Raw genomic sequence first — 25,416 nt, forward strand, 5'->3', positions numbered from 1 at the left:
AATTTGGTCTGGTAGTTCAGTTGGTTAGAATGCCTGCCTGTCACGCAGGAGGTCGCGGGTTCGAGTCCCGTCCAGACCGCCATTTAAGTGGCTCAGTAGCTCAGTCGGTAGAGCAAAGGACTGAAAATCCTTGTGTCGGCGGTTCGATTCCGTCCTGAGCCACCTTTAAGTTTTAATAGATACGCCGATGTAGCTCAATTGGTAGAGCAACTGAATCGTAATCAGTAGGTTGGGGGTTCAATTCCTCTCGTCGGCACCTTAAGCTGACAATTCAACTCTCATATGTGGAGGGGTAGCGAAGTGGCTAAACGCGGCGGACTGTAAATCCGCTCCCTCCGGGTTCGGCGGTTCGAATCCGTCCCCCTCCACCATTTTAGGGGTATAGTTTAAAGGTAGAACGAAGGTCTCCAAAACCTTTGGTGTGGGTTCAATTCCTACTACCCCTGCCAATTATTTTCATTATGGCGGTTGTGGCGAAGTGGTTAACGCATCGGATTGTGGTTCCGACATTCGTGGGTTCGATTCCCATCAGCCGCCCCATTTAATTTTTATTGAATAAGTGGTAAATTTATTATACTATTGGGCTATAGCCAAGCGGTAAGGCATCGCACTTTGACTGCGACATGCGTTGGTTCAAATCCAGCTAGCCCAGCCAATTTGCGGAAGTAGTTCAGTGGTAGAACACCACCTTGCCAAGGTGGGGGTCGCGGGTTCGAATCCCGTCTTCCGCTCCAGAGCTTTTTCACGTCAGTAAAAATAATTCTCTTTAAATGGCGGCATAGCCAAGTGGTAAGGCCAAGGTCTGCAAAACCTTTATCCACCGGTTCGAATCCGGTTGCCGCCTCCATCTTTACAATTTGTGTTGAGATTGGAAAATTAAAATAATATGATTTCGCCGGGGTGGCGGAACTGGCAGACGCACAGGACTTAAAATCCTGCGGTAGGTGACTACCGTACCGGTTCGATTCCGGTCCTCGGCATTAGCTTCAAAAATTTTATACACGCCGGTGTGGCGGAATTGGCAGACGCGCACGACTCAAAATCGTGTTCCGCAAGGAGTGTCGGTTCGACCCCGACCACCGGTATCACAGACAGTGTGAGAACACAGTCACATCAACGGTTTGACAATTATGTCAGACCGTTTTTTGTTGTTTGATGAAAATCATATTGAACAAATCAGATGTTTGTCATTCTCTTCCTCAAGAGTTGCAGATCATTTTGAAGGGATTCTAGCAAGAAAATGTTCTTCAAGGCTTGTAGGAGCTGGAAGGATATTCATTCTCATCTTATAGGTTATAATAAAACAAATTAGAAGAAAAAGGATGATTTTAAATGAAAAATTTGGAGAACACATCGGAAACAATTAAGGTGATGCAAAGTCATGTCTCTGTCCGCAAGTATTTAGCAGACCCAATCCCAAAAGAACATTTATTGGAAATCCTTCAATCAGGACAGGGTGCGGCTACTTCCCATTTTGTCCAGGCTTATTCCATCATTCATGTTACGGACAAGGAAAAGAAAGATCAAATAGCTGAACTTGCCAAAAATAAACATATAAGCGACGCTGCAGATTTTTTCCTATTTTGCGCGGATTTAAAGCGCTTGGAAGTGGCTGGCAGAAAGCATGGGATTGTCATTGAACACGATAATTTAGAAAATTTTATGGTCGCAATCATTGACACCGCCCTTATTGCCCAGAACGTTATCACGGCAGCAGAATCACTTGGTTATGGCGGCTGCTATATCGGAGGTGTTCGGAATAATCCCGATCCCATTAGCAAGCTTGTTGGCCTTCCTGACAAGGTAGTGCCGCTATTTGGATTATGCTTAGGCATTCCTGCCGAAAAGAACGAGGTAAAACCGAGAATCCCGTTAGACGCTATCCTCCATGAAAATCAGTATAACGTAGAGAAATATGGAAGTTTACTTGACGAGTATGATCAAACAATGAGCACCTATTATCAACAGCGTTCTAGCAATAATAAACAAACTACATGGACTGAATCCATGGCTAATTTTATGAAAAATAAGAGAAGAGTTCATATGCGGGAATTTGTTGAAAGCAAAGGATTTCATTTGGAATAGAAAAAAGGTTAGGCGCCATTTTCAAATGGCGCCTGATTTATTTTGGATATTTGTTATTAAAATGCATATTCGGACATGCAAATAACGCCAAAAGGTTGTTCGAATGCATAGCCCTAAATTGTCCGATAAAATAGAAGACTATAAACCAATTTTCTAAAGCTCCCATGCCTCTTTTAATAACTGAATTCCTTTTTCAATTTCAGATTCGGATAAACCGCCAAAACCGAGTAAGACCCTAGAACCAAAGCTTCCTTTAGAATGATAATAATAGGCCGATAAGGGATATACCTTTATCCCAACCTTTATAGCTCTTCTGATTAGCTGCTCTTCCCCCATCCCGTTTTTTACTTCCAATACAATATGAAGCCCGGAATTTTCACCAATAACAAGCACGTTCTCCCCAAGAAAATTTTTAATCGACTGCATTAAAACAGCATGCTTCTTGCGGTAGAGGGTTCTCATTTTATTTAAATGACTTTGCCAATAACCTTCACTCATAAAGCGATAAAGGGTATCCTGATGCAGTCGGGAGGACGTCTGCTTATAAATGGTATAGCGTTCGTGATACCTCTTTAACAAAATCGGCGGTAAAACGAGATAACTGATTCGGATCGAAGGTATTAAAGACTTGGAGAAAGTGCCTAAATAGATCACCCGTCCTTTCTGATCCAAACCCTGCAACGAAGGAATCGGCTTTCCCTTATAGCGATATTCGCCGTCATAATCATCTTCAATGATATAACCATTCTTTTCCTCCGCCCATTTTAACAATTCCAACCTTCGGGATATAGGCATTACCATCCCAAAAGGGAATTGATGAGAGGGAGTCACATAAGCAACACTAGCGTGACTGCTATTCAGTTCCTGTATATTCAATCCATCTTCATCAAGTGGGATAAAAATCGTGTTGGCCCCGAAGTCTTGTAGGACCGTTTTCGTTCGATGAAATCCGGGATTCTCCAGTCCATAGGTTTGGCCTTTTCCGAGTAACATACACAATAATCCGATTAGAAACTGGGTCCCAGCTCCAATGATAATTTGCTGGTCAGAACATTTTACCCCCCTGGAGGCAAATAAATACTTTGCAATTTGCTCACGGAGTAACAGTTCTCCTTGAGGATTTCCATTATAGAACAACTCTCCCCGATCCAAAGATTGGATCGTCAATTTCCGCCATGCGGCATTTGGAAAGTTTTCTAAATCCACTTGGCCTGAATTGAAATCAATTTTAGCAATTTCTTGTGGTATTTGATCACTGATTACCTCCATTTTTTGAGGATAATCCTGGCTTGAGAATAGGTCATCTTCAAAAGGAGTAACAAATAGGCCTTTTCGGGGTTTACTTTCTAAATATCCCTCTGCACATAACTGATCATAGGCTGACTGAACAGTGTTAAGGCTTAAACCAAGATAATTAGATAAATTTCTTTTGGACGGTAATTTTTCTTTCGGTTTTATTCTACCTGATGAGATTTCTTCTTTAATGTAGTCGGCCAACTGTAAATACAGCGGTTTACTCATGCTATTATCCAAAACGGGTGTTATTTCAATCATGATTTTATCCTCCAGTCTATTTCTGGAACCATTAAGTTTGTCGAAACTGGTACTTTTGATTATACCAGATTGTGATTTAATATTGTTAAAGGATCCTTAAAGGGGATGAGGGAAGATGGAAAGAACAAAAATAAGGATATTGAAAAAACCGCAGGAATGGAAAGAAGCATTTCCAATAATGAAACAGCTGCGGACGCATTTAAATGAAGCAAGCTTTCTTCAATTGGTTCAGGAAGCTGTGGAAAAAGAAGGGTATCAATTAGCGGCCTTATATGAAGATGAAAGCGTTGTTGCTGTAACAGGATTTATGCCCATGATCACGTTATATAATGGCAGGTCCATTTGGGTCTGCGATTTAGTGGCAGATGAAGAAAAGCGGTCGAAAGGGTATGGAAAAAAACTTTTAAATTTTGTCCATCAATGGGCAAAAGAGAATGGCTTTGGGATTGTCTCACTCTCATCCGGCTTACAACGGGGAGATGCTCATCGTTTTTATGAAGATAAGATGGAATATGACAAGGTTAGCTATGTTTTTTTAAAAAGACTTTGATATAAAATAAGGCTATATAAATCAGGTTTTACCAGAATCTTTACCTGCACAAGGTATCATTTTTATATTAAATATGCTGTGTTAAACTTGGTTGTTGATTTCCGCTCCAATCAACTTTGTTTAAAAATCAACATTGTTCTTCAAAAAAGCCATTAAAAAAAGAAAGAGGAAAGCATATGAATTCAACAATGTTACAAACAGAATCATCTAAAACAAAGGCCATCGTCATAAACGCACTTTTCATCGCAATGACCTTTGTCGCAACAATGTTTATTAACGTAAGGCTGCCATTAATGGGTAACGGAGGTTTAATCCATATGGGTAACGTGCCTCTTTTTCTAGCAGCCTTGGTTTACGGAAAAAAAACAGGAGCCATCGCAGGCGCCTTCGGTATGGGCCTCTTTGATATTGTCTCTGGTTGGGCAATATGGTCACCGTTCACATTTGTCATTGTGGGTGCAATGGGCTTTGTAGTTGGTCTAATATCTGAAAAGGCCAAAGGTAATAGAGTCCTTGTTATTACCCTAGCAATTGCAACTGCACTAATTATAAAAGTCGTGGGCTACTATTTTGCTGAAGTCATCCTTTACGGTAACTGGGTACAGCCATTCGGCTCCATCCCAGGAAACATTATGCAGGTCGTATTAGCCGGTATCATTGTAATCCCAATTGCAGCGCGTTTGAAGAAAAGAGCTTGATTATAAGCGTGAAACATATTTTGGAACGATATCAAAATGGCCGGCAAACGTAAATTTTGGATTTGTTGACTTTTCATTTTGTCTTCGATTCGTCTAACTATTTAATGATCAAATATCAATCAGTTCGTAAAGAATGGTTTTTGCAGGCGGTAAAAGGCAATGCTCTTTCATGCTTGAAGCAGCCGTTCAAGTTCTTCTTTTTCGTCAATCGACAAGATATTCTCTGCTAATGGAAACAGCTGTTTTTCTTCCTTAGCGAAATGTTGTGTTAAGGTTGCATGAGCTTGGACGGCATACACTGTAATCCATTGAACATCGTTTTCATCAATGGTTGATGCCTTTTTATTAGCTTCAGTTAGAAAATCCTGTAAATGGTGCTCCGCTTTCTCATGTTCAAATTCCATCACTTCGATTGTTCTGTCTTTTTTTCCGAGGCGGCGGGCCATCATAGGGAACAACCCTTCTTCCTCTCGTTTGGAATGTGTCCTCAACTTATCAGTGAAAGCCGAAACCTGCTCATACAATTTCGCGAAAAGTTTAACCACAGCTGGACCCGATTCGAATTCTATCTCTTCAGTGATCCCATAGAAAAGATCCATATCTACCTGGAGTGACACGTGTTCGTCCTTCAATTGTTGCAGAGGAGCACTTAATACAATGTTCGAAACTTTCATCGTCAAAATCCTCCTCAACCTTCCTCCACCACTTATCCTATCATCTATGATGGCTTCAGTCACAGCTTAATAACTCTTCTTAAAGCATAAGCCAAAAGTGAAACTGATATTGTGATAATAATCATATATCCGTATCTGCTGTGTTGGAAAAATGTGAGGGGAGTTTTGTCCCCCGATTGCTTCCTAGCAAAGAAACAACGATAGTGCAACCAGTCAGTTGCATGTGAAATTATTATGTGCTACCATATGGTTGCAAATTAAATTATTGAGGAGGTATTTAGATATGGAAAATAATCAAATCGAACGAGAGATATTCATTGACGCACCGCTGGAAAAGGTTTGGTCGTTAGTTAGCGAGCCAGCCTGGTGGGTTGGCGATGCCCCTGGTCCGAATTCTGTTCGTGTTGATGGCAAACGTGTGGTTGCGGAGACAAGGTTTGGCAACTTTCCAGTGCTGATTGAACGAATGGATCCACCAAACTATTTAGCATGTCGATGGGCAAGTTCCTTTCCTGGTGAGGAGCCAAGAGAAGGTAATTCCACATTGGTTGAGTTTACTTTGACTGCTAATGATGACGGAACTGTGCTCCTTGTGGTTGAGAGTGGTTTTGCTGAATTAACCACCACACATGATGAACGAATGAAGTTTTTTAGGGAAAATACGGATGGATGGAAACAGCAACTAGACTACTTACGCCAACGTGCTGAAAAGACGGTGGAGTGAAATTGGATAAGGAACAAGACGAAAAAGTTTTGGCGGCACTCGCTGATCCTACTCGCCGCCAGTTGCTCGATATCCTCGCGGCTTATGGAGAAGCCTCTGCAACGACATTAGCTACTCAAGTAACGATATCTCGCCAAGCGGTGGTCAAGCATTTGTCGGTTCTTGAGAAGGCTAGACTAGTATCTTGTGATCGTGTGGGCCGTGAGATGCGTTATACGGTCTGCACACAACCACTGGAATCGACAGCTCAATGGATGGCGAACCTCGCAACTGATTGGGACAGGAAATTGAAGTCAATCAAGCACAGAGCAGAAATGGAAGAATGATATCTCTATAGCAGCAGGAATCTTTCTTTGAGAATTGTCCAGTGCAAGCGTCCAAGCCCCTCTAGGTCATAAACCAATCCGTCAAGAGGTTTAAAGAGCAACCTTCCCACCGGCTTGGCTTATGTTTGTCGGGCCTGAACCAGGCGCTTGCGTATTTCTTGTCTATCTACACAGTTTGCTTTGATGGATAAAACTCTTTTGGAATAGAGCCAAAATTTCTACGGTGATACAGCATTGGATCTTTCTCTTTATTGATCTGCAGGTCGGTAACTTCCCCAATGAAAACTGTATGATCTCCCGCTTCAATGTCTTTAAATGTGTTACATTCAAATACTCCAAGAACTCCATCAATTATAGGCAATCCGTTGCTCGATAGCTCCCAATCACAAGTGCTGAAACGGTCATCATGTTTCGTCGCGAACGTTTTACAAAGTTCAACCTGCTCTTCTGCTAATACATGAATAGCAAATTTCCCACCTTCTTTAAATTCCTTAAGTAAGGATGATCTGTGATCAATAGACCAAAGAACCATTAGTGGCTCGAGCGATACAGAAGCAAATGAATTTACTGTCAGCCCCACTGGTGTCCCATCCCCCTTTGTTGTGGTAACGATTGTTACACCGGTCGGGTAGTTGCCCATAATTTGTTTGAATAAATCCTGATTCGTTTCTTTTTGCATGTATCTTTCTCCTTTAAAAATAAATTTTGACTTTATATTATTATAATCTGAATATTATGAAGGATTTATCTTTGCATTTAACATTGTGAAATGTATGAAATTCTTTTATGAAACTTTTAAGGGCATGGAAAAGGTTATAAAAAAAGGTTTTTACAATTTAAAAGTTGCTAATAGAAGTTAACCTATTTTATAGTACTATTATGCGTGTATTTTGAATTTTTCGATAGTTGGATTTCCTCTTATTTATTTTTTTGAAGAAGAATTAAATAAAAATAGGAGCGTGAGTCATTTTGATTACTTCAGTTAGCAGGGCATGTCAAATTTTAAATTGTTTTACTCAGGACGATCCAGTGCTTGGAAATGCGGAGATTGCAGAAAAGCTGGGATTAAGCATAAGTACTACACATCATCTTATTAAAACCCTTTGCAAGGAGGGAGTTTTAATAAGAGATGAAGATAAAAAGTATAGACTCGGCTGGAAGATTTTTGAGTGGAATAATCAAGTAATGTTTCAGCAGGATTTTTATGATAAAGCAATGCCGTTAGTGAAGGAATTAATAGAAAGATTTAATGGGACAGCGCACATCTCCATGTTTGATCAGGGTGATGTAATCCATGTTTTAAGATTTTCTTCAAAAGATATTGATTCAGTGCCAACCTATCTCGGGGCAAGAAATCCTGCCTATTGTACGAGTGCAGGAAAAGCATTGCTTGCTTACAATAAGGCATACCTTCAGAAGACAGTCGAAAAAGGATTAACAAGACAAGGTTTGAACACGATTACGGATGTCAAATTGCTTGAAAGGGATTTGAAATCGATTCGGGAACAAGGTTATGCAATAAGCGATAATGAAAATGATACGTGCACCTATGCCATAGCTGCTCCCATTTTCTCCTATTCGGGGGAAACCATTGCTTCGATTAACTTAGTTGGTCCAATAAGCTATATGAAAGGACTTCATCGCGCACACATTATCCAAAGCGTTGTACATACTGCTAAAGCGATTTCCCGCGAGTTAGGCTACATTGAGTTGAAAAGGGATAATAGGAAATATATCAAAGGGTAAAATTCCTTAAACGTTTTAACGAGTAAAAAAAATTCCCTAAATTTTCATAATGTTTCACTATTTTAAATCACTTAATCAAAGTGTAATGAACTTTTTTGTATAGTGATAAACAAGTGATAGAGATTGGTGGATTGAAAGATTAATAAATGGCAGTTATGTAAACGTTGCCATTTATTTTAATCGTTACGAATGTGCTGTTTCCATCTGTATGGAGGAAGCAGGCCAATCCGTCATTTTTATAGCTGAAACTTATAAAATTTGGAGGGAATTAAGATGGGGATTAGAACAGGAGAACAATATATTAAAGCATTGGAATCTCGTACTCCAGAGGTATGGCTTCGTGGTGAAAGAATCACAGATTTGGTCAACCATCCAGTATTCAAACAGCCAATCCAGGAGATTGCCAAGCTGTACGATCTGCAGCATGACCCTGAATATCAAGATAAAATAACACATATTTGTGAGGAGACTGGCGAACGGGTGAATAACGGTTTCCTCATTCCAAGAAATGGCGATGATCTTAAGGCTCGCAGGCAGCTTTTCGAAGTATGGGCTGAGTCTACTTTTGGATTGATGGGCAGAACACCAGATTTTTTAAATATTGTCGTGACATCTATGGCAACAAACGATTGGTTTTTCCGGCAGTATGGTGAACAATATGGCGATAACATTATTAACTATTACCGATATATAAGAGATCATGATTTGTTTCTTACACATGCCATCGTAAATCCTCAGAATGATCGCAGTAAGGCTTCTTTTGAACAAAATGATGAGTTTACTCACCTGGGTGTAGTAAAAGAGACCGAAGATGGATTAATTGTTCGGGGTGCTAAAATGTTAGCAACACTTGCACCTATTACGGATGAGGTAATTGTTTATTCTTATCCAGGCTTTAAGCCGGGTGATGATAAATATGCCATCTCATTTGCCCTTCCACTTGATACTCCAGGCCTCTGCATCTATTGCCGAGAGGAAACTCAGGATGGGAAGCGATCGACTTGGGATCATCCATTGGCGTCACGATTTGAAGAAATGGATGCCATTTTAGTATTTCATGATGTTCTTGTACCATGGGAACGGGTATTTATTAACCAGAATGTAGAGGCAGGGAATTTACTCTATCCTAAAACGGGTGCAAACCTACAGCCAGCCCATCAGTCTGCCGTTAGAGGATTATGTAAGCTTTCATTTGTAACGGATGTGGCATGTTCTGTAGCTGATGCTATTGGTGTAGACGGATTCTTAAATGTTCAAAATCAATTATCCGAGCTAATTCAAGGCGTCGAGACCATTAGAGCATTGGCGCGAATTGCTGAGTATGAATATATGATTACAGACCAAGGAGAAGCTCTACCAAACATTGTGCCGCTTGAAACCATCAGGGGATTGCTTCCAAAAATGTACCCAAGGGCCATTGAAGTATTACAGACAATTGGTGCTGGCGGCCTCTTAATGTCACCAACTGGTGCGGACTTTGTAAATCCGGAACTAGCTTTGGACATGGAGAAATATTATGTTGGCCGTCAGGGTGTTTCTTCGGAAAAACGAGTCCGGTTATTCAAGTTAGCCTGGGATTTATGCGGGGAGGCATTTGGTCAAAGACTGCTGCAATATGAGCGTTATTATTCCGGTGATCCAGTCCGTAAAATGGGAATGTTCTACAATGTCCATAAGAGAAACAATCCTTCCTATCCGCTTGTGGAACGGGCATTGGAAGAATCCCTGCTGATGTCGGAGGAATATAAGGCGAAAATGCAAAAGGTGTAAGTGACACGAAATCATTCGAGGGTAAGGAGGGATTTGCTTGAAAATCCATCAGACTGAAGGGCTAAAGTTAAATGGTTCCGTCATTGCTATAGGTGCCTTCGATGGAGTACATCGCGGCCATCAGTCTGTCCTCCGGGAGATGGTAAAAGACAGCAAAGTGGAAGGGTTGCCGAGTGTCGTTTATACATTTTATCCACCCCCGCGTTCTTATTTTCAAGGTGCGAAAGTATTGACTAGCCCGGAGAAAAAGATGCAACTAATAAAAAGTTTAGGGGTAGAGCATACCGTGCTTGCGCAGTTTAATGAAAAATACCTTCAGCGGACAGCCGACGATTTTCTTCAAGAGCTATTGTTATTGAACCCTGTAAAAATTTTTGTTGGGGATGATTTTCGATTTGGCTATAAACGTGCGGGAGATATTCAATTATTAAAAGAATATTTCCCGGTTCAAACGATCAACCCAATTTGCAGCACGGATGGAGAAAGGATTTCTTCTACGAGAATTAGAGAACTTATTATACAGGGAAAACAGGAGCAAGCGGTCCCGCTTCTCGGATGGACATAAGGGAATAATCAGATAAATGAAAGTTTAAGCGTAAAAAGGCACAGCTAGCATATCGACTAAGTTGTGCCTTTTTAGCGTTTCAAGGCTGGTTTAAAGGGCATTGGAAAAAAGAAAGGAGTTATAAATACAAAAATAAATATTTCTCGAAAAATTGGACTAATTTCATAATATGAAAAAAGTGAATGTTCTTGAAAGCGCTTTTTCATTATACTCGGATTAGAAACTTAGTAAATTCCAAGGCTCATAGATTTCTTTGGTGATTTTTTATACAAAATAAATTAAAAATAGGAGGAACTGTAAAATGACAAAATCTACTATGACAAAGTTGAAAGCGTTTAACTTATTGAACTGGATTGAAGAAAATAAGGATCAGCTTAAGCCGCCGGTAAATAATAAAGTGCTTTGGGAAGATTCCGAATTTATTTGTATGATTCTTGGCGGACCGAACAAACGCCGCGATTTCCATGTCGATCCTTCAGATGAATTCTTTTATCAGATTAAAGGTGATTGCTTTGTAGAAGTCATTAACAATGGAAAACGTGAAGTGGTAACCGTGAAAGAAGGGGAAGTTTTCATGCTGCCGGCGAATGTTCCACATTCCCCGCATCGTATCGCAGATACCTTTGGCCTAGTCATTGAACGAAAGCGTGACCAAGGAGAACTGGAAGATTTCGTTTGGTTCTGTGATAACTGTGATCATGAAATGCATCGCAAAACGGTTCAATTAACAGATATTGAAACGCAGGTTAAAGGAGCCATTCAAGAATTCAATAGCAGCCAAGACCTTCGCACTTGTGAAAAATGCGGGCATGTCATGTCAGAAGAAGTAGGGTTATGGAAATGAGAGTAGATTTTCATACACACATAATTCCAGAAGACATTCCCAACTTCACGGAAAAATTTGGCGGCGGACGCTGGCCGACGCTCGAGAAAACATGTTCCTGCGGTGCAAATATTATGGTGGACAAAAAGGTGTTCCGTGAAGTAACGGACCAGGTGTGGGATCCTGAAAAAAGAATCAAGGATATGGATGAAGAAGGGGTCGATATTCAGGTATTGTCGCCAATTCCAGTGACATTCACTTATTGGGCAGAGCCCGGGGCCGCTGAAGAAATGTCGAAAATCCAGAATGATTTTATCGCGGAAACCGTGAAGAAGTATCCGGACCGTTTTGTCGGATTAGGTACGGTGCCAATGCAGGATGTGGAAGCCTCCATTCGCGAAATGGATCGCTGCATCCATGAGCTTGGCTTAAAAGGGATCGAAATTGGGACAAATGTGAACGGGAAAAACCTAGACGACCCGGACTTTACGGGGTTCTTCGAAATGGCTGAGAAATGGGAAGTACCACTGTTTGTTCACCCATGGGAAACATTGGGAAGAGAAAGGATGCCGCGCCATAATTTCATGTACACCGTCGGCATGCCAAGTGAAACAGCTCTTGCTGCCGCTAGTTTAATCTGCGGCGGTGTGATTGAGAAATTCCCTGGTCTCAAAGTTTGTTTTGCACATGGCGGAGGATCTTTCCCCTATATCTTACCTCGCTTGGATCAAGGGTGGAAGGTTTGGCCGCATTTAAGAGTGATAAGCAAGCCGCCAAGCCACTATGCGAAAAACTTTTATTTTGATTCATTGAATTATGATCCGTTGAACATTAAATATTTGGCCGATCGTTTTGGCCATGAAAAAATTGTCTTGGGATCCGATTATCCGTTTTTATTAAGGGAGATTCCTCCTGGCAATGTGGTGGATCAAACTGTAGAGCTTTCGGAAGAGCAAAAACTAGATATCTTGGGAAGAAATGCCCTTGCCTTTTTAAATATTGAAATAAAGGAAGCGGTTAAATCATGAGTACACCGGAAGAAAAGCTGAAAGAACTTGGGCTGGAATTGCCGCCATTACGTCCTGCACATGGAGATTATGTCGGCTGTGTCAGAACGGGGAATCTGCTGTTCACCGCTGGCCAGGGTGTGGATCAATACCACGGCAAACTGGGCAGAGAATTAACAGTGGAAGAAGGATATTTAGCCGCACAGCAATCGATGCTGAACCTTTTAAGTGTAGTGAAAAATGAAATTGGCGAGTTAAGCAAAGTAAAGCAGTTCATTAAGGTGCTCGGGATGGTCAATAGTACGGAGGAATTTACAGATCATCCGAAAGTCATGAACGGGGCATCCGATCTGATCAGAAAGGTTTTTGGAGAAAAAGGGAAGCATGGCCGTTCAGCAGTAGGATTTGCCCAATTACCGAACAATACAGCGATTGAAATTGAAATAATTCTTGAGATTGAGGAATAGGAGGAATGAATGTGCCGAAGGGATTAGTTGTTGAAAAAAACATTATTCAAGATGCGAAACTGTTTATCAATGGGGAGTATCGGGATGCTCTCTCGGGGGAAACGTTTGATTCTCTTAATCCAGCGACAAATCAGAAGCATGCTTCCGTGGCAAATGGCGGGCAAGAGGATGCAAAGCTTGCCATCGAAGCCGCCCAGCGCACATTTGCTAGTGGCGTATGGAGTAAAATGCCTGTGGAAGAAAGATCAAACATCCTCTGCAGGATGGCAGATTTAATCATGGAAAATGTCGATCGTCTTGCACTGATCGAAACATTGGATGTCGGGAAGCCGATTAAAGAAAGCCGCGGGTTTGATATCCCACGCGCCGCTCAAAACTTCCGCTTCTTCGCTGAAATGGCAAAATACATGGTACACGAGCATTTTGATATGAGCAGGCATATGTCATATGTGCAGTATGCGCCTGCGGGAGTCACTAGCTTAATCATCCCGTGGAACCTGCCGTTTATGCAAATGACCTGGAAAGCATCGGCCGCTCTGGCAGCGGGAAACACTGTTGTGGTTAAGCCGGCTTCTTATACACCATTAAGTGCGGTATTACTTGGTGAGATTGCGAATGAAGCTGGATTACCGCCTGGTGTCCTGAATATCATTACCGGTCCGGGGGGCACAGTCGGCAATGTGATGGCGTCACATCCATCGGTCCGGAGAATTTCTTTTGTAGGCGAGTCGAATACAGGGAAAACCGTCATGCGCAATGCCGCTGAAAACTTAATACCTGTTTCACTTGAGCTTGGTGGCAAATCGGCAAATATCGTCTTTGAAGATGCTGATTTAGACGAAGCAGTTGCCGGTTCACTGGAAGCGATTTTCCGCAACCAAGGAGAAATTTGTTTAGCTGGCTCCCGAATCCTGGTTCAAGAAAGCATTTATGATAAATTCTTAGATAAGTTTGTTGCAGCAGTTAAGAAAATAAAAGTTGGGGATCCAACCGATGAGTCGACAGATATGGGAGCGCTCGTGTCTGAGGGGCATTTACAATCAGTTGATGAATATGTGCAAATTGGGTTAGCCGAGGGTGCAAAGCTTGCAACCGGCGGTAAGAGAGTCACGGGTCTATTGGAAGGAAACTTCTATGAACCGACTGTTCTTTATGATGTCAATAATAAAATGAGGGTTGCCCAAGAAGAAATCTTTGGTCCTGTCCCTGTGATCATTCCATTTAAGACAGAAGAAGAAGCAATCCAGATTGCCAATGATTCCATCTACGGTTTGGCTGGGGTTGTTTGGACAAATGATTTAAGGCGCGCTCATCGCGTGACATCCCAAGTCTTCTCTGGATTACTGTGGGTGAATTGCTGGTATGTCCGTGACTTGCGAACACCATTTGGCGGTGCAAAAGCGAGCGGCATTGGACGAGAAGGCGGGCGTCACAGTTTCGACTTTTATACTGAAGCGAAAACGATCACAATGAAAAAATAATGAAGATAAACGAAAGGTGGCATCTTGTTCGCCTTTTGTTTATTTCGAATAAGGAGGTTTTTCTGGTGGCAGTACGAACGATTGATTTTGCCAATGAGCTGTTAAAAGCGGAGGAAACGAGGGAGGCGGTCCCTGCCTTAACTGACCGCGATGAGCATTTAACGGTTGAAGATGCCTATCAGATTCAGCTGGAAGCAGTAAATGTAAAGCTTGCGCAGGGGAAAAAGATTATTGGGAAAAAGGTAGGATTAACAAGTACGGCGATGCAAAAAATGCTGAATGTGAATGAACCGGATTACGGTCATTTGCTGGATGATATGCGTGTGGAGAATGGGGAAGTCGTAAAGGTTGATTCATTGATTTCACCAAAGATTGAAGCAGAGATCGGTTTTGTGCTAGCCGAGGATTTAGTCGGACCCAATATTACCTTCTTGGACGTAATGATGGCGACAAAATATGTTGTACCGACGATTGAAATCATAGACAGCCGTGTAAAAGATTGGAGGATTAAATTAATCGATACAGTAGCTGATAATGGCTCATCCGCAAAAGTTGTGGTGGGTGACAAATTCACCGAGCTTGATGGTGTGGATTTGCGTGCAGCCGGCATGTCGCTCTTAAAGAATGGGGAGCTTGTGGCAACAGGCGCGGGTGCGGCCGCACTTGGCCATCCGGCACATGCAGTTGCCTGGCTTGCCAACAAATTACATGAATTCGGAATTTCCTTGAAAAAGGATGAAATCATTTTACCAGGAGCTTTATCCGCTGCTGTACCGGTTGAAGCTGGAGACATAATTAAGGCCGAATTTGGTGCGCTGGGATCTGTAATGGTTCATTTTGAATAAATGGGATGGTTTGAAAATGTAGACTGCTGAGAGGGCAGGAAGAGATGAGCCACAGGCAGAAGCCAAATGAGTGAAAATAAAAAAAGTGAGGGCATAAAAGATGACTCTACTAGTGGATAAACACGGAGAAATTATTGAGTATTTATATACGGCAGAGCGTGATGCACGGGAAGTCATTAAAGTGACGGACAACTATCCAGAATTGACAGTAAAGGATGCATATGAACTGCAGGATGGTTTGCTTGCCCGTAAACTTGCGGAATCCGGCAGCAAAGCAGTTGGACTGAAGTTAGGATTAACAAGTAAAGCCAAACAAGTCATGATGGGTGTGAATGAAGCGATTTACGGTTATTTACATAGTGATATGCTCGCCTATGAGTGGGAGGGAATCTCTTATTCGGGCCTGATCCATCCAAAGGTGGAACCAGAAATTGCCTTCTTGCTTGATAAAGATTTACAAGGTGAAAACATCACGGGGGAAGACGTGTTAGCGGCAACCAAATATGTTGCTCCCGCTCTTGAAGTGATTGACAGCCGGTATAAGGATTTTCGCTTTACCTTAGTTGATGTGATTGCAGATAATTGTTCTTCGGCTAAATTTGTAGTCGGGAGTAAATGGGTCGCGCCGCAGGCGATTGATTTAGGGAATGTCGTCATGGTGATGTCCAAAAATGGCGAAGTGGCGCAAACAGGTTCGAGCGCTGCAGTATTAGGGCATCCCGCGACAGCCATCGCCTGGGCGGTAAATGAATTAGGGTCCCGTGGGCGAGGACTGAAAAAGGGAGATATCATCCTCAGCGGAGCCATGTCCGAAGCCATCGCGTTTAAACCGGGAGACTCAGTCATTGCCACTTTTGAAGGTTTAGGTAGTGTTTCGATGTATTGCAAGTAAGGTAGCACAAGGGACTGTTCTTTTTAAGGCAACAGAAAGAACTGTCCCTTTGCTTTAAAGGCTATAAAGTTACCAATCTCTAGAAGATTTTATATAGGAGGAAAAATAGGATGGAAAAAGTAAAAGTTGCGATCCTTGGCTCAGGGAATATCGGAACAGATTTAATGATCAAATTAGCACACTCTAAATTTTTAGAGCTGACTGCTGTAATCGGAATTGATCCGCAATCGGACGGATTACGCCGTGCAAGGGAATTAGGGTATGCAGGGGTTGATACAGGGATTGATGGATTTTTGGCAGATCCGGAATTAAAAGCAGACATCGTATTTGATGCCACTTCTGCAAAAGCGCATCTCTATAATGCAAAGATGTTAAAAGAAGCGGGAATAAAGGTTATTGATATGACTCCAGCGGCGATAGGACCTTTAGTCTGCGCCGCCGTAAACATTGAAGAGCATTTAGATAAGGATAATATCAATCTCATTACTTGCGGAGGTCAGGCAACGATTCCAATGGTCCATGCCGTAAACAGAGTAGCGCCAGTCGAATATGCCGAGATTGTTGCCACGATTGCAAGTAAGAGTGCGGGGCCAGGAACTCGTGCCAATATCGATGAATTTACAGAAACAACTGGACGTGCGATAGAAGTAGTTGGCGGTGCAAAAAAAGGGAAAGCGATTATTATCCTAAACCCTGCTGAACCGCCAATCCTCATGCGTGATACCGTTTATACGCTTGTAGAGGAAGGGAAAATGGATGAAGAAGCGATTCGGAAATCGATCAGCGAAATGGAGAAAGTGGTTCAATCGTATGTCCCGGGTTATCGCGTACGTACCGAACCAATTTTTGAAGGAAATAAAGTAACCATCTTCCTGGAGGTAGAAGGAGCTGGTGACTACCTGCCTGTATATGCAGGTAACCTTGATATCATGACGTCAGCTGGTGTGAAAATTGCAGAGGCGTTTGCGAAAAAATTATTAACGAAAGAAACAGTTTAAGCTGTAGAAAGGGGCAAATAAACCATGACAATTGAAAGAGATATTCTCATTACAGAAGTAGCGTTACGAGATGGGAGCCACGCCATTAATCATCAATATACGATAGATCAAGTACTTAACATAACAAAAGCATTAAATGATGCAAATGTTCCTTTTATTGAAGTCTCTCATGGTGACGGTTTAGCTGGATCTTCCTTACAATATGGTCTTTCACGGACAAATGAACTGGAATTAATCGAAGCGGCGGTTTCAGTAGCAGACAAGTCGAAAATTGCTGTACTTCTATTACCAGGTATCGGCACACTACATGAATTAAAAGAAGCCGCCAATTTAGGTGCCAAAATGGCCCGTATTGCTACACATGTAACTGAAGCAGACGTGGCACCGCAGCATATTGCCTATGCAAAAGAATTAGGAATGGAAACAGTCGGTTTCTTAATGATGAACCATATGGCCCCAGTAGACAAACTGGTTGAACAGGCAAAATTAATGGAAAGCTATGGAGCTGACACCGTATATGTTGTTGATTCAGCAGGATATTTGCTTCCAGAACAGGTTCGAGAACGTATTCGTGCCCTTAAGCAATCTGTAGGGATTCATGTCGGCTTCCACGCCCATAACAATTTGTCGCTTGCTATGGCCAACACACTTGTGGCAATTGAAGAGGGTGCGACTCGGATTGATGGCAGTGTACGCTGTTTAGGAGCAGGTGCCGGTAATACTCAAACAGAGGTACTTGTTGCCGTTTGTGAACGAATGGGAATTAAAACAGGGGTAGACTTATATAAAATGATGGATTTGGCGGAAGATATTGTTGCACCTATTTTGCAAGTGCCGCAAGAAATTACTAGAGATAGCTTAACTCTCGGGTTTGCGGGTGTGTACTCAAGTTTTGCCCTTCATGCAAAACGCGCAGCTACTAAATTTGGCGTTGATTCCCGTGATATTTTAGTAGAATTGGGCAAACGTAAAGTAGTGGGCGGTCAAGAAGATATGATCGTCGATGTGGCTGCGGAGATTGCCAAAGAAAGGAATAAGGTTGTTTTGGGTTAAGTGCTTTGATGAAGGTGTCCCAAAAGTCCAACTTTTGGGGCACCCACTTCTTATATTTATAGGAATAAATATAAGAACATTATTTTTCACTTCTTACTAATTTTTAAATTCCTTGTAACTCTGTTTAAATACTTCCTTCGTTACAGCATGAAACGATAGTTTTTGGTCGGTCTTCCAAAAGGACAGGTCGAATCCAGTGGCACCTTCATGAAACTTGCCTTCCAATTTGGTTGTTTTTCCGTCTACAGTGGTGTAAAACTTCACCAATCGCCCATCTGTTACTCCGTTTAATACAAACCTGGATTCTTTCCCCTTGTCATCCATTATGAGTAGAAAACCAGTCAATTCTCCTTCTAGTAAGGCTTCATCAATTTTGACGAACAATTGGAAGGAGTTGTCCTGAGCGGTGTAAAGATAACCGTAAACACTACGAAGATCGGAAAAAAAGTTTCTTATTCTTTTATTTTCGTTTTCTTCAGCGTGATAGTCTTTTAGCGCTTTTATATATCCATCGAGTTCTTTATGATTTACGGGATTGTATAGTCTGATGTCTTTTTCCCCTTGCCTTTGTACTGAAAGATGTGGTCCAGAAAACCAAGCTTCATAGGTTGTAATTTTCCCGCCATTATTTACCTTGAATTTATACCCCTTTTCGGTTGTTTCCCCAGTTAGGGAGTATATTTTCTCTTCCTTAAAAGGTGATTTCCCTGCTTTTTCTATGAATCTCTGTTGGTGAAGTTTCCCCGTGACTTTCCCCGTGACTTTCCCTCTTCTACTATTTAGTTCAAACCAATGAAGAATGCCGTTATCACTATACACAAATGCATCCGATTTGTTTAGCGGGTCCTTTAGGTCCTTCACTTTGGATGTTGCCCACCAAAATGCTGTTCCAATCAACAAACCAATAACTGCCGCTGCTCCCCAATATTTTAATTTCTTCATTTGGTTTCCCCTCCTGAGTGAGGTGCATACAATCAATTTTTGATTGACTGTACCTGACCTGGTTTTCATTCAACCAACCTTTCCAGCTATTTAAACAACATCTCTCTAAATTTTAACATAAATATCCAGAAATCCACCTTGTAAAATTCAATTCGCATCATGTTATTGCACTAAAGGGCCAAGATGGTGGAACAAAATTTTTAACGGTTATTTAACCTAAAATACCATTTATAAAATATCCATGCTAAAAATAAGGTAGCATAAACGGATGCCCAGGTATAATACCAGTGCCAATGAATATATGAAATTAGATTTGTATACTTTTCTATGATGACTTCAGGTAAGGTTAGTCCTGTGGAATATGCACATATATATAGGGATTTTTTCCAAAATGAATTTGTTTTGGGGTAAAAGAGACAAAAGAAGACGGTTATGACGGGATATTGAAAGAACTCATATAAAAAGCTGGTGCCATTCACTTTTGCGAGTTCTCGAACAGGGTACTCTAATAAGTTGAATCCCACAGCAAGAATCCCAGCAAACCATGTAACAAACTGTTGAAATAAGAAGATAATGCTGGCATCTCTTAATTTATCCTTTGGTATGAATGCTAAAGAAATAAAAGTACATGAATAAAGAATGTATAAAATCAACTGGTCAATCTTCATTAATCTCTAACCTTTCATAGTCAGGATGTGCCATGATCCACAAAACAAAACGACGGCATATCCATAGTTCAATGATAAAATTAAAAAAACTTCTTATGATATTCTCCATTCCAATACTCATAATGTTTGTAAATTTTCCTAATAAAAACATAAAAGATAAAATAATGCCTATCCAAAATAAATAATGTAACATACGTCTTATGAAGTTTGCGTGTGTTGGAAATTTAAGCTGGAACAAAACAGCAAAAAAAGGAAATACTAAAAATTCCATCGTAAAATTTATTTTTGTTGCATGTTTAAATATTCGAATTGGTGATTCTAGAAATCCAAAATAGGTTAAGTAAATGCTAAACAACCATGTTAACATCTGAAAAAACAAAAGGGTAGCAATTGCTTCACGAAGTCGATTTCGAGGGATAACTTTCCAAAGAATGATAGGTAGTATTATCCATAATAGAAGCAACACAATATAATCTGATTTCATAAATGCTCACCTTTTTATGACATAGTCTGAGTTATAATAGAGTAAATTATCCTGATTATAGAAGAAACATTTTCTGTTTTGAATTGAACATGCACCTTAAAATAGTGCCAATCAAATTTTTCTGGTTCCTCGGTCTCTCATACATTATTACCATTTTTGCTAATACCGCTTCACTCCCTTTCAAATTTCTTGTAGAATTGATTTCTTTGAAAGCAGTATATTATTTATATATATAATAGAAATATGGAAAGTAGGTTGGGGCTTGCATTCTGCCAAAATGAGAGGATTTAGAAAGTAGGGAGTTTTATGAGCAACAAAGTGATGGATAAACAATTAGAAAAAGGCCTTATCAAGGCTTTGTCTGGATTTAAAAAAATGTCCAAAGATATAGAGGAAAAACAGGATCAAAAACATTGGGGCAATCTGAATGTTCCTGTAACCTTACAGGAACAACTAGGTAAAATGACAAAGAGCGAGTTAGATAACATTAGAAAAAATTTAGAATTAAAAGGTGTCAGCAGTTTGAAAAAAGCTGAACTTGTTACAGTGTTACAAGAAATGATTCCTAAATCGCTCGAACAGGTTTGCCTTCCATTTGATGCCGAACGGTTTAGATTACTAACGAAAATCGCCCATAATGGCGGGCATATAATTGCTCCAGATATAGAACCGCATCAAATCGAATATTTTCGTGCACGTGGTTTGATATTTACAGGAACCTTTCAAGAAAAAAAGATATTGGCTGTGCCGGATGAACTGATTGATCCAATCATAACCCTTGAAGATAATAAAAATGTAACATCAATCATAAATAGAAATACAGAGTGGATCAAACTTACATACGGTCTTTGTTACTATTATGGGACATTAAGTGCAGCACAACTATCAGAGAAGTTGGAAACCTATACGAAAGAACTTTTACATTTAAGAGAATTTCTTGACGTTATTCATAATGCCAATTCCTATCATAAAGGAATTACTCATAATGAAGAGGGCTTCTCAGATAGAAGAGTGTTTGATCCAAAAAGAGTGAAGCAAGAACACCGGATGAGAGAAAATCTGGCATTTTTTCCTTTTACCAAAAAACAACTTCTCAAAGCGGGGGAAGCCGGATTTGTTGAAAAGAATCAAAGCTATCTGGAGTTCGTCCAGTTCCTTGCACTATATTTTGAAATAGACAGGGAGGCAGCTGATAGCATTGTAGAAGAGTGTGTCTATGCAACTCGAATTGGTGACGGCCCGAATGAGGTTATGCAATATTTAGGAAGTGTCCTTGAATTTGAAAGTTTGGAAACGGTCCAAGCGGTTATGGATCAAGTGGTTCATTTGATGAATAACACGAAGCAATGGTTTTTGAAAGGCTATACACCAATCGAGCTAAGGGAACATTCATTGAAACCGGTACTCTTAACGGGCCCAAAACATACTGAAGGTAAATCAAACGAGAAAATTGGCAGAAATGATCCATGTCCTTGCGGAAGCGGAAAGAAGTTTAAAAAATGCTGTGGAAGATAAGGTAAGTCAAGCTGAACGCCATAGGTACATCATGAAGTATATGCATTTTAGTGAGGTTCAATTGTCAAGATGCTAAGGAGTGATTGGGATGGTTAAGCAATCTGCTTTTACTTTTGAGACAAATGATGGTGCTAGGATCCATGTTAACAAATGGATGGGGGAGGAAAAGCCGAGGGCTATTGTCCAAATTGCCCATGGTATGGCAGAGCATATCGAGCGATATCACTCTTTTGCTGAAGAACTCGTATCTCAAAATATAGTCGTATATGGTAATGATCACCGTGGCCATGGAAAAACGGCTAGTTTAAATAACTCTTCAGGTTATTTTGCTGATGAACAGGGTTTTGAAAAAGTAGTAGAGGATCTGTTTACCCTTACCAAGATTATTGAAAAGGACTATCCCAATGTCCCGATTTTTTTATTTGGTCACAGTATGGGATCATTCTTATCCCGTCGTTATATTCAATTACACGGGGATTGGATTGCGGGGGTGATTTTGTCAGGGACAGGCGGCGATCCGGGAATTATGGGGAAAGTCGGCAGGATGATTGCTTCTAGGCAAATGAGGAAGATAGGTAAAAGAACTCCTAGTCCGCTATTAAATAATCTTACATTTGGTAACTACAATAAGAGCTTTCAACCGAATCGAACGGAATTTGATTGGTTAAGCAGGGATGAAAGAGAAGTAGATTCGTATATTGAAGACCCCAATTGTGGTGGTATTTTCTCATCAGGCTTTTTTTATGATCTACTTGGCGGTCTTGAAACGATAAATAAATTGGCTAATATTGAGTTGATTCCAAAAAAGTTGCCGATCTATTTGGTTTCCGGAAGTATGGATCCAGTTGGCGGAAATACAAAAGGTGTGTTAAAAACCTATCAAGCTTTTAAAAATGCCGGGATTACCGATGTCACTTATAAATTTTATGATGATGCCAGGCATGAAATATTAAATGAGATTAATAAAGATGAAGTGATTGCGGATATTATTGTCTGGTTGAATGGGCATTTATATTTATGATAAAAATAAGCCACTAAAAGAGACACTTGCAACCTAGTGTTTTACCTAGGAGCCTGTGAAGAAGAAAAAAGAGTGGCCGCGGTCACTGACAAGGGTTCTAAGAGCCCGTGAAGAAGAAAAAAGAGTGGTGGCGGTCACTGATAAGGGATCTAAGTGCCCGTGAAGAAGAAAAAAGAGTAGTCGCGGTCACTGACAGGGATTCTAAATGCACCAGGGTGCAGCTTTTATCATAAAAAGGGAAAAGCACCCCACCACCTCATCACCAAAAGAGCCCTCAATTCATCTCAAATTCACTTCAGCACAAAATCAAGCTAAAAAATCGACAAATTTCGCAAAAAACCTTGACGAAAAAGTGAAAGCTGTGTAATATAATAAAGGTCAGTTGATTGAACATATCAACTTAATAAATTGCGGGTGTAGTTTACTGGTAAAACCTCAGCCTTCCAAGCTGATGTAGTGGGTTCGATTCCCATCACCCGCTCCAATATTGTGACTAACGTAGTGTATCGTTTCAAAGAAAAACGATGCGTTACGTTTTTTTATTTGACCAAAAAAAGAATGCCTCTATCAGCATCCTAAAATGCGATAAGAAGCATCCCCGCCGTGGACTTGAACAAACATATTCATTAAAGATTCCGTTAGCATTTTCGCGTTATCTACATCCAAAGATGGCCGAATATAGATCATTTGCACCGCCTGTTTGGTTTCCACCGTTACAGGTGTTCGGTCTGAGTCTACAAACGGACTGCCAAATGGTCCTTGCTGATCTGCCGATACAATTAAGTTCTCTAATGAGTTCATTCTTCCATTTAAACCGCGATATTCTTCCCCGGCAGCACCAATCTGGATTGTAACAGGTCCTTCCAATTTCTCTTTATCGTAAATCCCAATCGGCACTTGATACTCAAGCGAGAAAAAGTTGTTAAGATCAATCGCACTTTGAACAGGGGATAGATAATTCTGCTTTTGAACTCTTCGGTACAGTGCTTCTGCAGAGTGACGGTAGCGGTTCGGGTCCTTTCCTGTCATTTTAAACACACTTCGCCATTCCTGAATTCCAGGTAAATCAGTCACATTTTTATTTTCTAGCTCAAAATAGATCGACTCTTGAAACAGTTGAAGACGGCCTTTAACCATTTGCGGTGAATCCCCGACAGTGATATTCTCGTATTCAATAACTCCCACTTTAAAATGAGGAATCTTTTCAATCAGACTTGATGACAATTGAATTTCCAAGCTTTTTAACCTCCAAAATTTGTTGAAAATAGTTTATCATAAAAAAGTGTGTAATAAATAATTAACCGCTTCATTTAGATGGAAACCGTTTGAAAGAAGGCTTTAAAAATGAACGTTATACAATTTAAAGAAGAACTAATTGCTTACAGTAAGGAAATTGGCATTGATAAAATTGGTTTTACCACTGCTGCTCCCTTTACTGAACTGAAAAATAGATTAATACGCCAACAGGAGCTAGGATTCCAATCAGGTTTTGAGGAACCGGATATTGAAAAACGCGTTAATCCCTCCCTGCTCCTTGAAGAGCCGCACTCCATCATAGCGATTGCGTTAGCTTATCCATCTAAAATGAAAATCAGAATGGTGAGTAAAAAGGGAGAGCGAAGAGGGATTTTTTCAAGAGCTTCTTGGGGAATGGATTATCACCATATTCTCCGTGATCGACTAAAAAAACTGGAAGCATTTATCCTTGAAAAGGTACCGGATGCCCGGGTTAAATCGATGGTTGACACTGGGGAACTTTCAGATCGGGCTGTGGCCGAGAGGGCAGGGATTGGTTGGAGTGGAAAGAATTGTGCTGTGATCACGCCTGAATTTGGCTCTTATGTCTACTTAGGTGAAATGATTACCAGTATTCCCTTTGAACCGGACACTCCAATAGAAGATCAGTGCGGAACATGTACAAAATGTCTTGAGGCATGCCCTACCAGTGCATTGGTACATGGCGGGCAGATCAATGCTCAGCGGTGTATTTCATTTTTAACGCAAACAAAGAGTCTTATACCCGATGAATTTAGGGAGAAAATCGGAAATAGGGTGTATGGCTGTGATTCCTGTCAAACCGCCTGTCCGGCAAATAAAGGTAAGGACTTTCATTTTCATGATGAAATGGAAACCAATCCGGAAATTGAAAAACCATTATTAACCCCGATTTTAAAGATGAGTAATCGCGAATTTAAAAATAAATTTGGCCATTTAGCAGGGTCTTGGCGTGGGAAAAAGCCAATCCAACGCAATGCCATCATTGCCCTTGCTCATTTTAAAGATGAAACAGCAGTTCCCGATTTAGTTGAGGTTTTGCAAAATGAACAAAGTCCAGTAATGAAGGGAACAGCTGCATGGGCACTTGGTAAAATTGGCGGCGAGAGCGCATATACTGCCCTTGAGAAAGCAAGGAAAACCGAAACAGATGTAGATGTTCAACTGGAAATAGAAAAAGGATTACGTTTGTTGAATATGTAAAAAAGGGCGAATCATGATGATTGGCTCTTTTTTTGATTGAATTTCATCCT

The 25,416-nt window shown here is 40.8% G+C and carries 26 protein-coding genes and 12 tRNA genes; 31 read left to right on the forward strand and 7 right to left on the reverse strand.

Annotation, left to right across the window (positions count from 1 at the left end; all coding sequences use genetic code 11):
- Window positions 1–5: 5 nt before the first annotated feature.
- The 12 genes from ACFQZ9_RS25400 to nfsA all read left to right on the forward strand — a co-directional run bounded on the left by ACFQZ9_RS25400 (window position 6) and on the right by nfsA (window position 2,085).
- Window positions 6–82 (forward strand) — tRNA-Asp (locus tag ACFQZ9_RS25400).
- Window positions 83–89: 7 nt separating this feature from the next.
- Window positions 90–162, forward strand: a tRNA-Phe gene (locus tag ACFQZ9_RS25405).
- A gap of 21 nt (window positions 163–183) precedes the next feature.
- Window positions 184–256 (forward strand) — tRNA-Thr (locus ACFQZ9_RS25410).
- Window positions 257–286: 30 nt separating this feature from the next.
- Window positions 287–371, forward strand: a tRNA-Tyr gene (locus ACFQZ9_RS25415).
- A 4-nt stretch (window positions 372–375) separates the two neighbouring features.
- A tRNA-Trp gene (locus ACFQZ9_RS25420) sits at window positions 376–449 on the forward strand.
- A gap of 15 nt (window positions 450–464) precedes the next feature.
- Window positions 465–540, forward strand: a tRNA-His gene (locus tag ACFQZ9_RS25425).
- Between the two features lie 40 nt (window positions 541–580).
- Window positions 581–655, forward strand: a tRNA-Gln gene (locus tag ACFQZ9_RS25430).
- 4 nt (window positions 656–659) lie between these two features.
- Window positions 660–734: transfer RNA gene (locus tag ACFQZ9_RS25435), tRNA-Gly, on the forward strand.
- A 38-nt stretch (window positions 735–772) separates the two neighbouring features.
- Window positions 773–847: transfer RNA gene (locus ACFQZ9_RS25440), tRNA-Cys, on the forward strand.
- Between the two features lie 47 nt (window positions 848–894).
- Window positions 895–980, forward strand: a tRNA-Leu gene (locus tag ACFQZ9_RS25445).
- 23 nt (window positions 981–1,003) lie between these two features.
- Window positions 1,004–1,085, forward strand: a tRNA-Leu gene (locus ACFQZ9_RS25450).
- Between the two features lie 247 nt (window positions 1,086–1,332).
- On the forward strand, window positions 1,333–2,085 hold the full coding sequence (gene nfsA / locus ACFQZ9_RS25455) for an oxygen-insensitive NADPH nitroreductase (protein ID WP_498946179.1): 753 nt from the start codon (window positions 1,333–1,335) through the stop codon (window positions 2,083–2,085).
- Between the two features lie 153 nt (window positions 2,086–2,238).
- On the opposite strand, the gene pdxR is transcribed toward nfsA, so the two are convergent.
- On the reverse strand, window positions 2,239–3,639 hold the full coding sequence (gene pdxR, locus ACFQZ9_RS25460) for a MocR-like pyridoxine biosynthesis transcription factor PdxR (protein WP_498946181.1): 1,401 nt from the start codon (window positions 3,637–3,639) through the stop codon (window positions 2,239–2,241).
- A 115-nt stretch (window positions 3,640–3,754) separates the two neighbouring features.
- On the opposite strand from pdxR, the gene ACFQZ9_RS25465 reads away from it, so the two are divergent.
- Window positions 3,755–4,189, forward strand: coding sequence for a GNAT family N-acetyltransferase (locus ACFQZ9_RS25465; RefSeq protein ID WP_498946182.1), 435 nt, complete (start codon window positions 3,755–3,757; stop codon window positions 4,187–4,189).
- 176 nt (window positions 4,190–4,365) lie between these two features.
- Complete coding sequence (locus ACFQZ9_RS25470; RefSeq protein ID WP_498946183.1) at window positions 4,366–4,887, forward strand: ECF transporter S component; 522 nt, start codon at window positions 4,366–4,368, stop codon at window positions 4,885–4,887.
- Between the two features lie 167 nt (window positions 4,888–5,054).
- On the opposite strand, the gene ACFQZ9_RS25475 is transcribed toward ACFQZ9_RS25470, so the two are convergent.
- Complete coding sequence (locus ACFQZ9_RS25475) at window positions 5,055–5,561, reverse strand: hemerythrin domain-containing protein (RefSeq protein ID WP_498946184.1); 507 nt, start codon at window positions 5,559–5,561, stop codon at window positions 5,055–5,057.
- Window positions 5,562–5,826: 265 nt separating this feature from the next.
- Here ACFQZ9_RS25475 and ACFQZ9_RS25480 point away from each other — a divergent pair, with 265 nt between their 5' ends.
- Window positions 5,827–6,285: an SRPBCC family protein gene (locus ACFQZ9_RS25480; protein ID WP_498946186.1), complete on the forward strand. Its 459-nt coding sequence runs from the start codon at window positions 5,827–5,829 to the stop codon at window positions 6,283–6,285.
- Window positions 6,286–6,287: 2 nt separating this feature from the next.
- A complete protein-coding gene (locus ACFQZ9_RS25485; RefSeq protein ID WP_498946188.1) occupies window positions 6,288–6,611 on the forward strand; it encodes an ArsR/SmtB family transcription factor in 324 nt (107 codons plus the stop codon).
- 166 nt (window positions 6,612–6,777) lie between these two features.
- On the opposite strand, the gene ACFQZ9_RS25490 is transcribed toward ACFQZ9_RS25485, so the two are convergent.
- On the reverse strand, window positions 6,778–7,290 hold the full coding sequence (locus ACFQZ9_RS25490) for a flavin reductase family protein (RefSeq protein WP_498946189.1): 513 nt from the start codon (window positions 7,288–7,290) through the stop codon (window positions 6,778–6,780).
- Between the two features lie 290 nt (window positions 7,291–7,580).
- Here ACFQZ9_RS25490 and ACFQZ9_RS25495 point away from each other — a divergent pair, with 290 nt between their 5' ends.
- The 11 genes from ACFQZ9_RS25495 (at window position 7,581) to dmpG (ending at window position 18,258) form a co-directional block, all read left to right on the forward strand.
- Window positions 7,581–8,357: an IclR family transcriptional regulator gene (locus ACFQZ9_RS25495; RefSeq protein WP_498946190.1), complete on the forward strand. Its 777-nt coding sequence runs from the start codon at window positions 7,581–7,583 to the stop codon at window positions 8,355–8,357.
- A gap of 273 nt (window positions 8,358–8,630) precedes the next feature.
- Window positions 8,631–10,127 (forward strand): 4-hydroxyphenylacetate 3-hydroxylase family protein, encoded by a 1,497-nt coding sequence (locus tag ACFQZ9_RS25500; RefSeq protein ID WP_498946191.1) that lies wholly within the window; start codon window positions 8,631–8,633, stop codon window positions 10,125–10,127.
- Between the two features lie 37 nt (window positions 10,128–10,164).
- Window positions 10,165–10,692, forward strand: coding sequence for an FAD synthetase (locus tag ACFQZ9_RS25505; protein WP_498946193.1), 528 nt, complete (start codon window positions 10,165–10,167; stop codon window positions 10,690–10,692).
- Window positions 10,693–10,993: 301 nt separating this feature from the next.
- A complete protein-coding gene (locus tag ACFQZ9_RS25510) occupies window positions 10,994–11,536 on the forward strand; it encodes a 3-hydroxyanthranilate 3,4-dioxygenase (protein ID WP_419180513.1) in 543 nt (180 codons plus the stop codon).
- The gene (locus tag ACFQZ9_RS25515) at window positions 11,527–12,543 is read left to right on the forward strand and encodes an amidohydrolase family protein (RefSeq protein ID WP_498946194.1); all 1,017 of its coding nucleotides are present in this window, start codon (window positions 11,527–11,529) and stop codon (window positions 12,541–12,543) included. Before ACFQZ9_RS25510 ends, ACFQZ9_RS25515 begins: the two co-directional genes overlap by 10 nt.
- Window positions 12,540–12,989, forward strand: coding sequence for a RidA family protein (locus tag ACFQZ9_RS25520; RefSeq protein ID WP_198312912.1), 450 nt, complete (start codon window positions 12,540–12,542; stop codon window positions 12,987–12,989). Before ACFQZ9_RS25515 ends, ACFQZ9_RS25520 begins: the two co-directional genes overlap by 4 nt.
- Window positions 12,990–12,994: 5 nt before the next feature.
- Window positions 12,995–14,470, forward strand: coding sequence for an aldehyde dehydrogenase (locus ACFQZ9_RS25525; protein WP_498946196.1), 1,476 nt, complete (start codon window positions 12,995–12,997; stop codon window positions 14,468–14,470).
- Between the two features lie 65 nt (window positions 14,471–14,535).
- Entirely contained in the window at window positions 14,536–15,315 is a 780-nt protein-coding gene (locus ACFQZ9_RS25530) for a 2-keto-4-pentenoate hydratase (protein WP_498946197.1), read from the forward strand.
- A 100-nt stretch (window positions 15,316–15,415) separates the two neighbouring features.
- Complete coding sequence (locus tag ACFQZ9_RS25535) at window positions 15,416–16,207, forward strand: 2-keto-4-pentenoate hydratase (protein ID WP_498946198.1); 792 nt, start codon at window positions 15,416–15,418, stop codon at window positions 16,205–16,207.
- Between the two features lie 110 nt (window positions 16,208–16,317).
- Entirely contained in the window at window positions 16,318–17,205 is an 888-nt protein-coding gene (locus ACFQZ9_RS25540) for an acetylating acetaldehyde dehydrogenase (protein WP_498946200.1), read from the forward strand.
- 24 nt (window positions 17,206–17,229) lie between these two features.
- Window positions 17,230–18,258, forward strand: coding sequence for a 4-hydroxy-2-oxovalerate aldolase (dmpG, locus tag ACFQZ9_RS25545; RefSeq protein WP_498946202.1), 1,029 nt, complete (start codon window positions 17,230–17,232; stop codon window positions 18,256–18,258).
- A gap of 96 nt (window positions 18,259–18,354) precedes the next feature.
- Here dmpG and ACFQZ9_RS25550 read toward each other — a convergent pair whose 3' ends face one another.
- The 3 genes from ACFQZ9_RS25550 to ACFQZ9_RS25560 form a co-directional block, all read right to left on the reverse strand.
- Window positions 18,355–19,200 (reverse strand): hypothetical protein, encoded by an 846-nt coding sequence (locus tag ACFQZ9_RS25550; RefSeq protein ID WP_498946204.1) that lies wholly within the window; start codon window positions 19,198–19,200, stop codon window positions 18,355–18,357.
- 200 nt (window positions 19,201–19,400) lie between these two features.
- Window positions 19,401–19,868, reverse strand: coding sequence for a CBO0543 family protein (locus ACFQZ9_RS25555; RefSeq protein WP_498946205.1), 468 nt, complete (start codon window positions 19,866–19,868; stop codon window positions 19,401–19,403).
- Entirely contained in the window at window positions 19,858–20,352 is a 495-nt protein-coding gene (locus tag ACFQZ9_RS25560; protein WP_498946206.1) for a CBO0543 family protein, read from the reverse strand. Before ACFQZ9_RS25560 ends, ACFQZ9_RS25555 begins: the two co-directional genes overlap by 11 nt.
- A gap of 306 nt (window positions 20,353–20,658) precedes the next feature.
- On the opposite strand from ACFQZ9_RS25560, the gene ACFQZ9_RS25565 reads away from it, so the two are divergent.
- From ACFQZ9_RS25565 to ACFQZ9_RS25575, 3 genes are all read left to right on the forward strand, one after another.
- Window positions 20,659–21,867 carry an SEC-C metal-binding domain-containing protein gene (locus tag ACFQZ9_RS25565; protein ID WP_498946207.1) on the forward strand — a complete coding sequence of 403 codons (1,209 nt, stop codon included), beginning with the start codon at window positions 20,659–20,661 and terminating at the stop codon, window positions 21,865–21,867.
- 88 nt (window positions 21,868–21,955) lie between these two features.
- The gene (locus ACFQZ9_RS25570) at window positions 21,956–22,888 is read left to right on the forward strand and encodes an alpha/beta hydrolase (RefSeq protein ID WP_498946208.1); all 933 of its coding nucleotides are present in this window, start codon (window positions 21,956–21,958) and stop codon (window positions 22,886–22,888) included.
- Window positions 22,889–23,298: 410 nt separating this feature from the next.
- Window positions 23,299–23,372: transfer RNA gene (locus ACFQZ9_RS25575), tRNA-Gly, on the forward strand.
- An 83-nt stretch (window positions 23,373–23,455) separates the two neighbouring features.
- Here ACFQZ9_RS25575 and ACFQZ9_RS25580 read toward each other — a convergent pair.
- Window positions 23,456–24,124, reverse strand: coding sequence for a B3/B4 domain-containing protein (locus ACFQZ9_RS25580; protein ID WP_498946210.1), 669 nt, complete (start codon window positions 24,122–24,124; stop codon window positions 23,456–23,458).
- A 108-nt stretch (window positions 24,125–24,232) separates the two neighbouring features.
- On the opposite strand from ACFQZ9_RS25580, the gene queG reads away from it, so the two are divergent.
- Complete coding sequence (gene queG, locus ACFQZ9_RS25585) at window positions 24,233–25,366, forward strand: epoxyqueuosine reductase (protein WP_498946212.1); 1,134 nt, start codon at window positions 24,233–24,235, stop codon at window positions 25,364–25,366.
- The last annotated feature ends 50 nt before the right edge of the window (window positions 25,367–25,416 follow it).

Origin of the sequence: Neobacillus sp. GCM10027624 (genome assembly GCF_042675345.1) — a bacterium.
Taxonomy (GTDB): domain Bacteria; phylum Bacillota; class Bacilli; order Bacillales; family Cytobacillaceae; genus Neobacillus; species Neobacillus cucumis_D.

Coding starts and splice junctions, on each gene's coding strand:
- nfsA (WP_498946179.1), top strand. CDS start 1,333: ATGAAAAATTTGGAGAACACATCGGAAACAATTAAGGTGATGCAAAGT.
- pdxR (WP_498946181.1), bottom strand. CDS start 3,639: ATGATTGAAATAACACCCGTTTTGGATAATAGCATGAGTAAACCGCTG.
- ACFQZ9_RS25465 (WP_498946182.1), top strand. CDS start 3,755: ATGGAAAGAACAAAAATAAGGATATTGAAAAAACCGCAGGAATGGAAA.
- ACFQZ9_RS25470 (WP_498946183.1), top strand. CDS start 4,366: ATGAATTCAACAATGTTACAAACAGAATCATCTAAAACAAAGGCCATC.
- ACFQZ9_RS25475 (WP_498946184.1), bottom strand. CDS start 5,561: ATGAAAGTTTCGAACATTGTATTAAGTGCTCCTCTGCAACAATTGAAG.
- ACFQZ9_RS25490 (WP_498946189.1), bottom strand. CDS start 7,290: ATGCAAAAAGAAACGAATCAGGATTTATTCAAACAAATTATGGGCAAC.
- ACFQZ9_RS25500 (WP_498946191.1), top strand. CDS start 8,631: ATGGGGATTAGAACAGGAGAACAATATATTAAAGCATTGGAATCTCGT.
- ACFQZ9_RS25510 (WP_419180513.1), top strand. CDS start 10,994: ATGACAAAATCTACTATGACAAAGTTGAAAGCGTTTAACTTATTGAAC.
- ACFQZ9_RS25515 (WP_498946194.1), top strand. CDS start 11,527: ATGGAAATGAGAGTAGATTTTCATACACACATAATTCCAGAAGACATT.
- ACFQZ9_RS25520 (WP_198312912.1), top strand. CDS start 12,540: ATGAGTACACCGGAAGAAAAGCTGAAAGAACTTGGGCTGGAATTGCCG.
- ACFQZ9_RS25525 (WP_498946196.1), top strand. CDS start 12,995: ATGAATGTGCCGAAGGGATTAGTTGTTGAAAAAAACATTATTCAAGAT.
- ACFQZ9_RS25535 (WP_498946198.1), top strand. CDS start 15,416: ATGACTCTACTAGTGGATAAACACGGAGAAATTATTGAGTATTTATAT.
- ACFQZ9_RS25540 (WP_498946200.1), top strand. CDS start 16,318: ATGGAAAAAGTAAAAGTTGCGATCCTTGGCTCAGGGAATATCGGAACA.
- dmpG (WP_498946202.1), top strand. CDS start 17,230: ATGACAATTGAAAGAGATATTCTCATTACAGAAGTAGCGTTACGAGAT.
- ACFQZ9_RS25550 (WP_498946204.1), bottom strand. CDS start 19,200: ATGAAGAAATTAAAATATTGGGGAGCAGCGGCAGTTATTGGTTTGTTG.
- ACFQZ9_RS25555 (WP_498946205.1), bottom strand. CDS start 19,868: ATGAAGATTGACCAGTTGATTTTATACATTCTTTATTCATGTACTTTT.
- ACFQZ9_RS25560 (WP_498946206.1), bottom strand. CDS start 20,352: ATGAAATCAGATTATATTGTGTTGCTTCTATTATGGATAATACTACCT.
- ACFQZ9_RS25565 (WP_498946207.1), top strand. CDS start 20,659: ATGAGCAACAAAGTGATGGATAAACAATTAGAAAAAGGCCTTATCAAG.
- ACFQZ9_RS25570 (WP_498946208.1), top strand. CDS start 21,956: ATGGTTAAGCAATCTGCTTTTACTTTTGAGACAAATGATGGTGCTAGG.
- queG (WP_498946212.1), top strand. CDS start 24,233: ATGAACGTTATACAATTTAAAGAAGAACTAATTGCTTACAGTAAGGAA.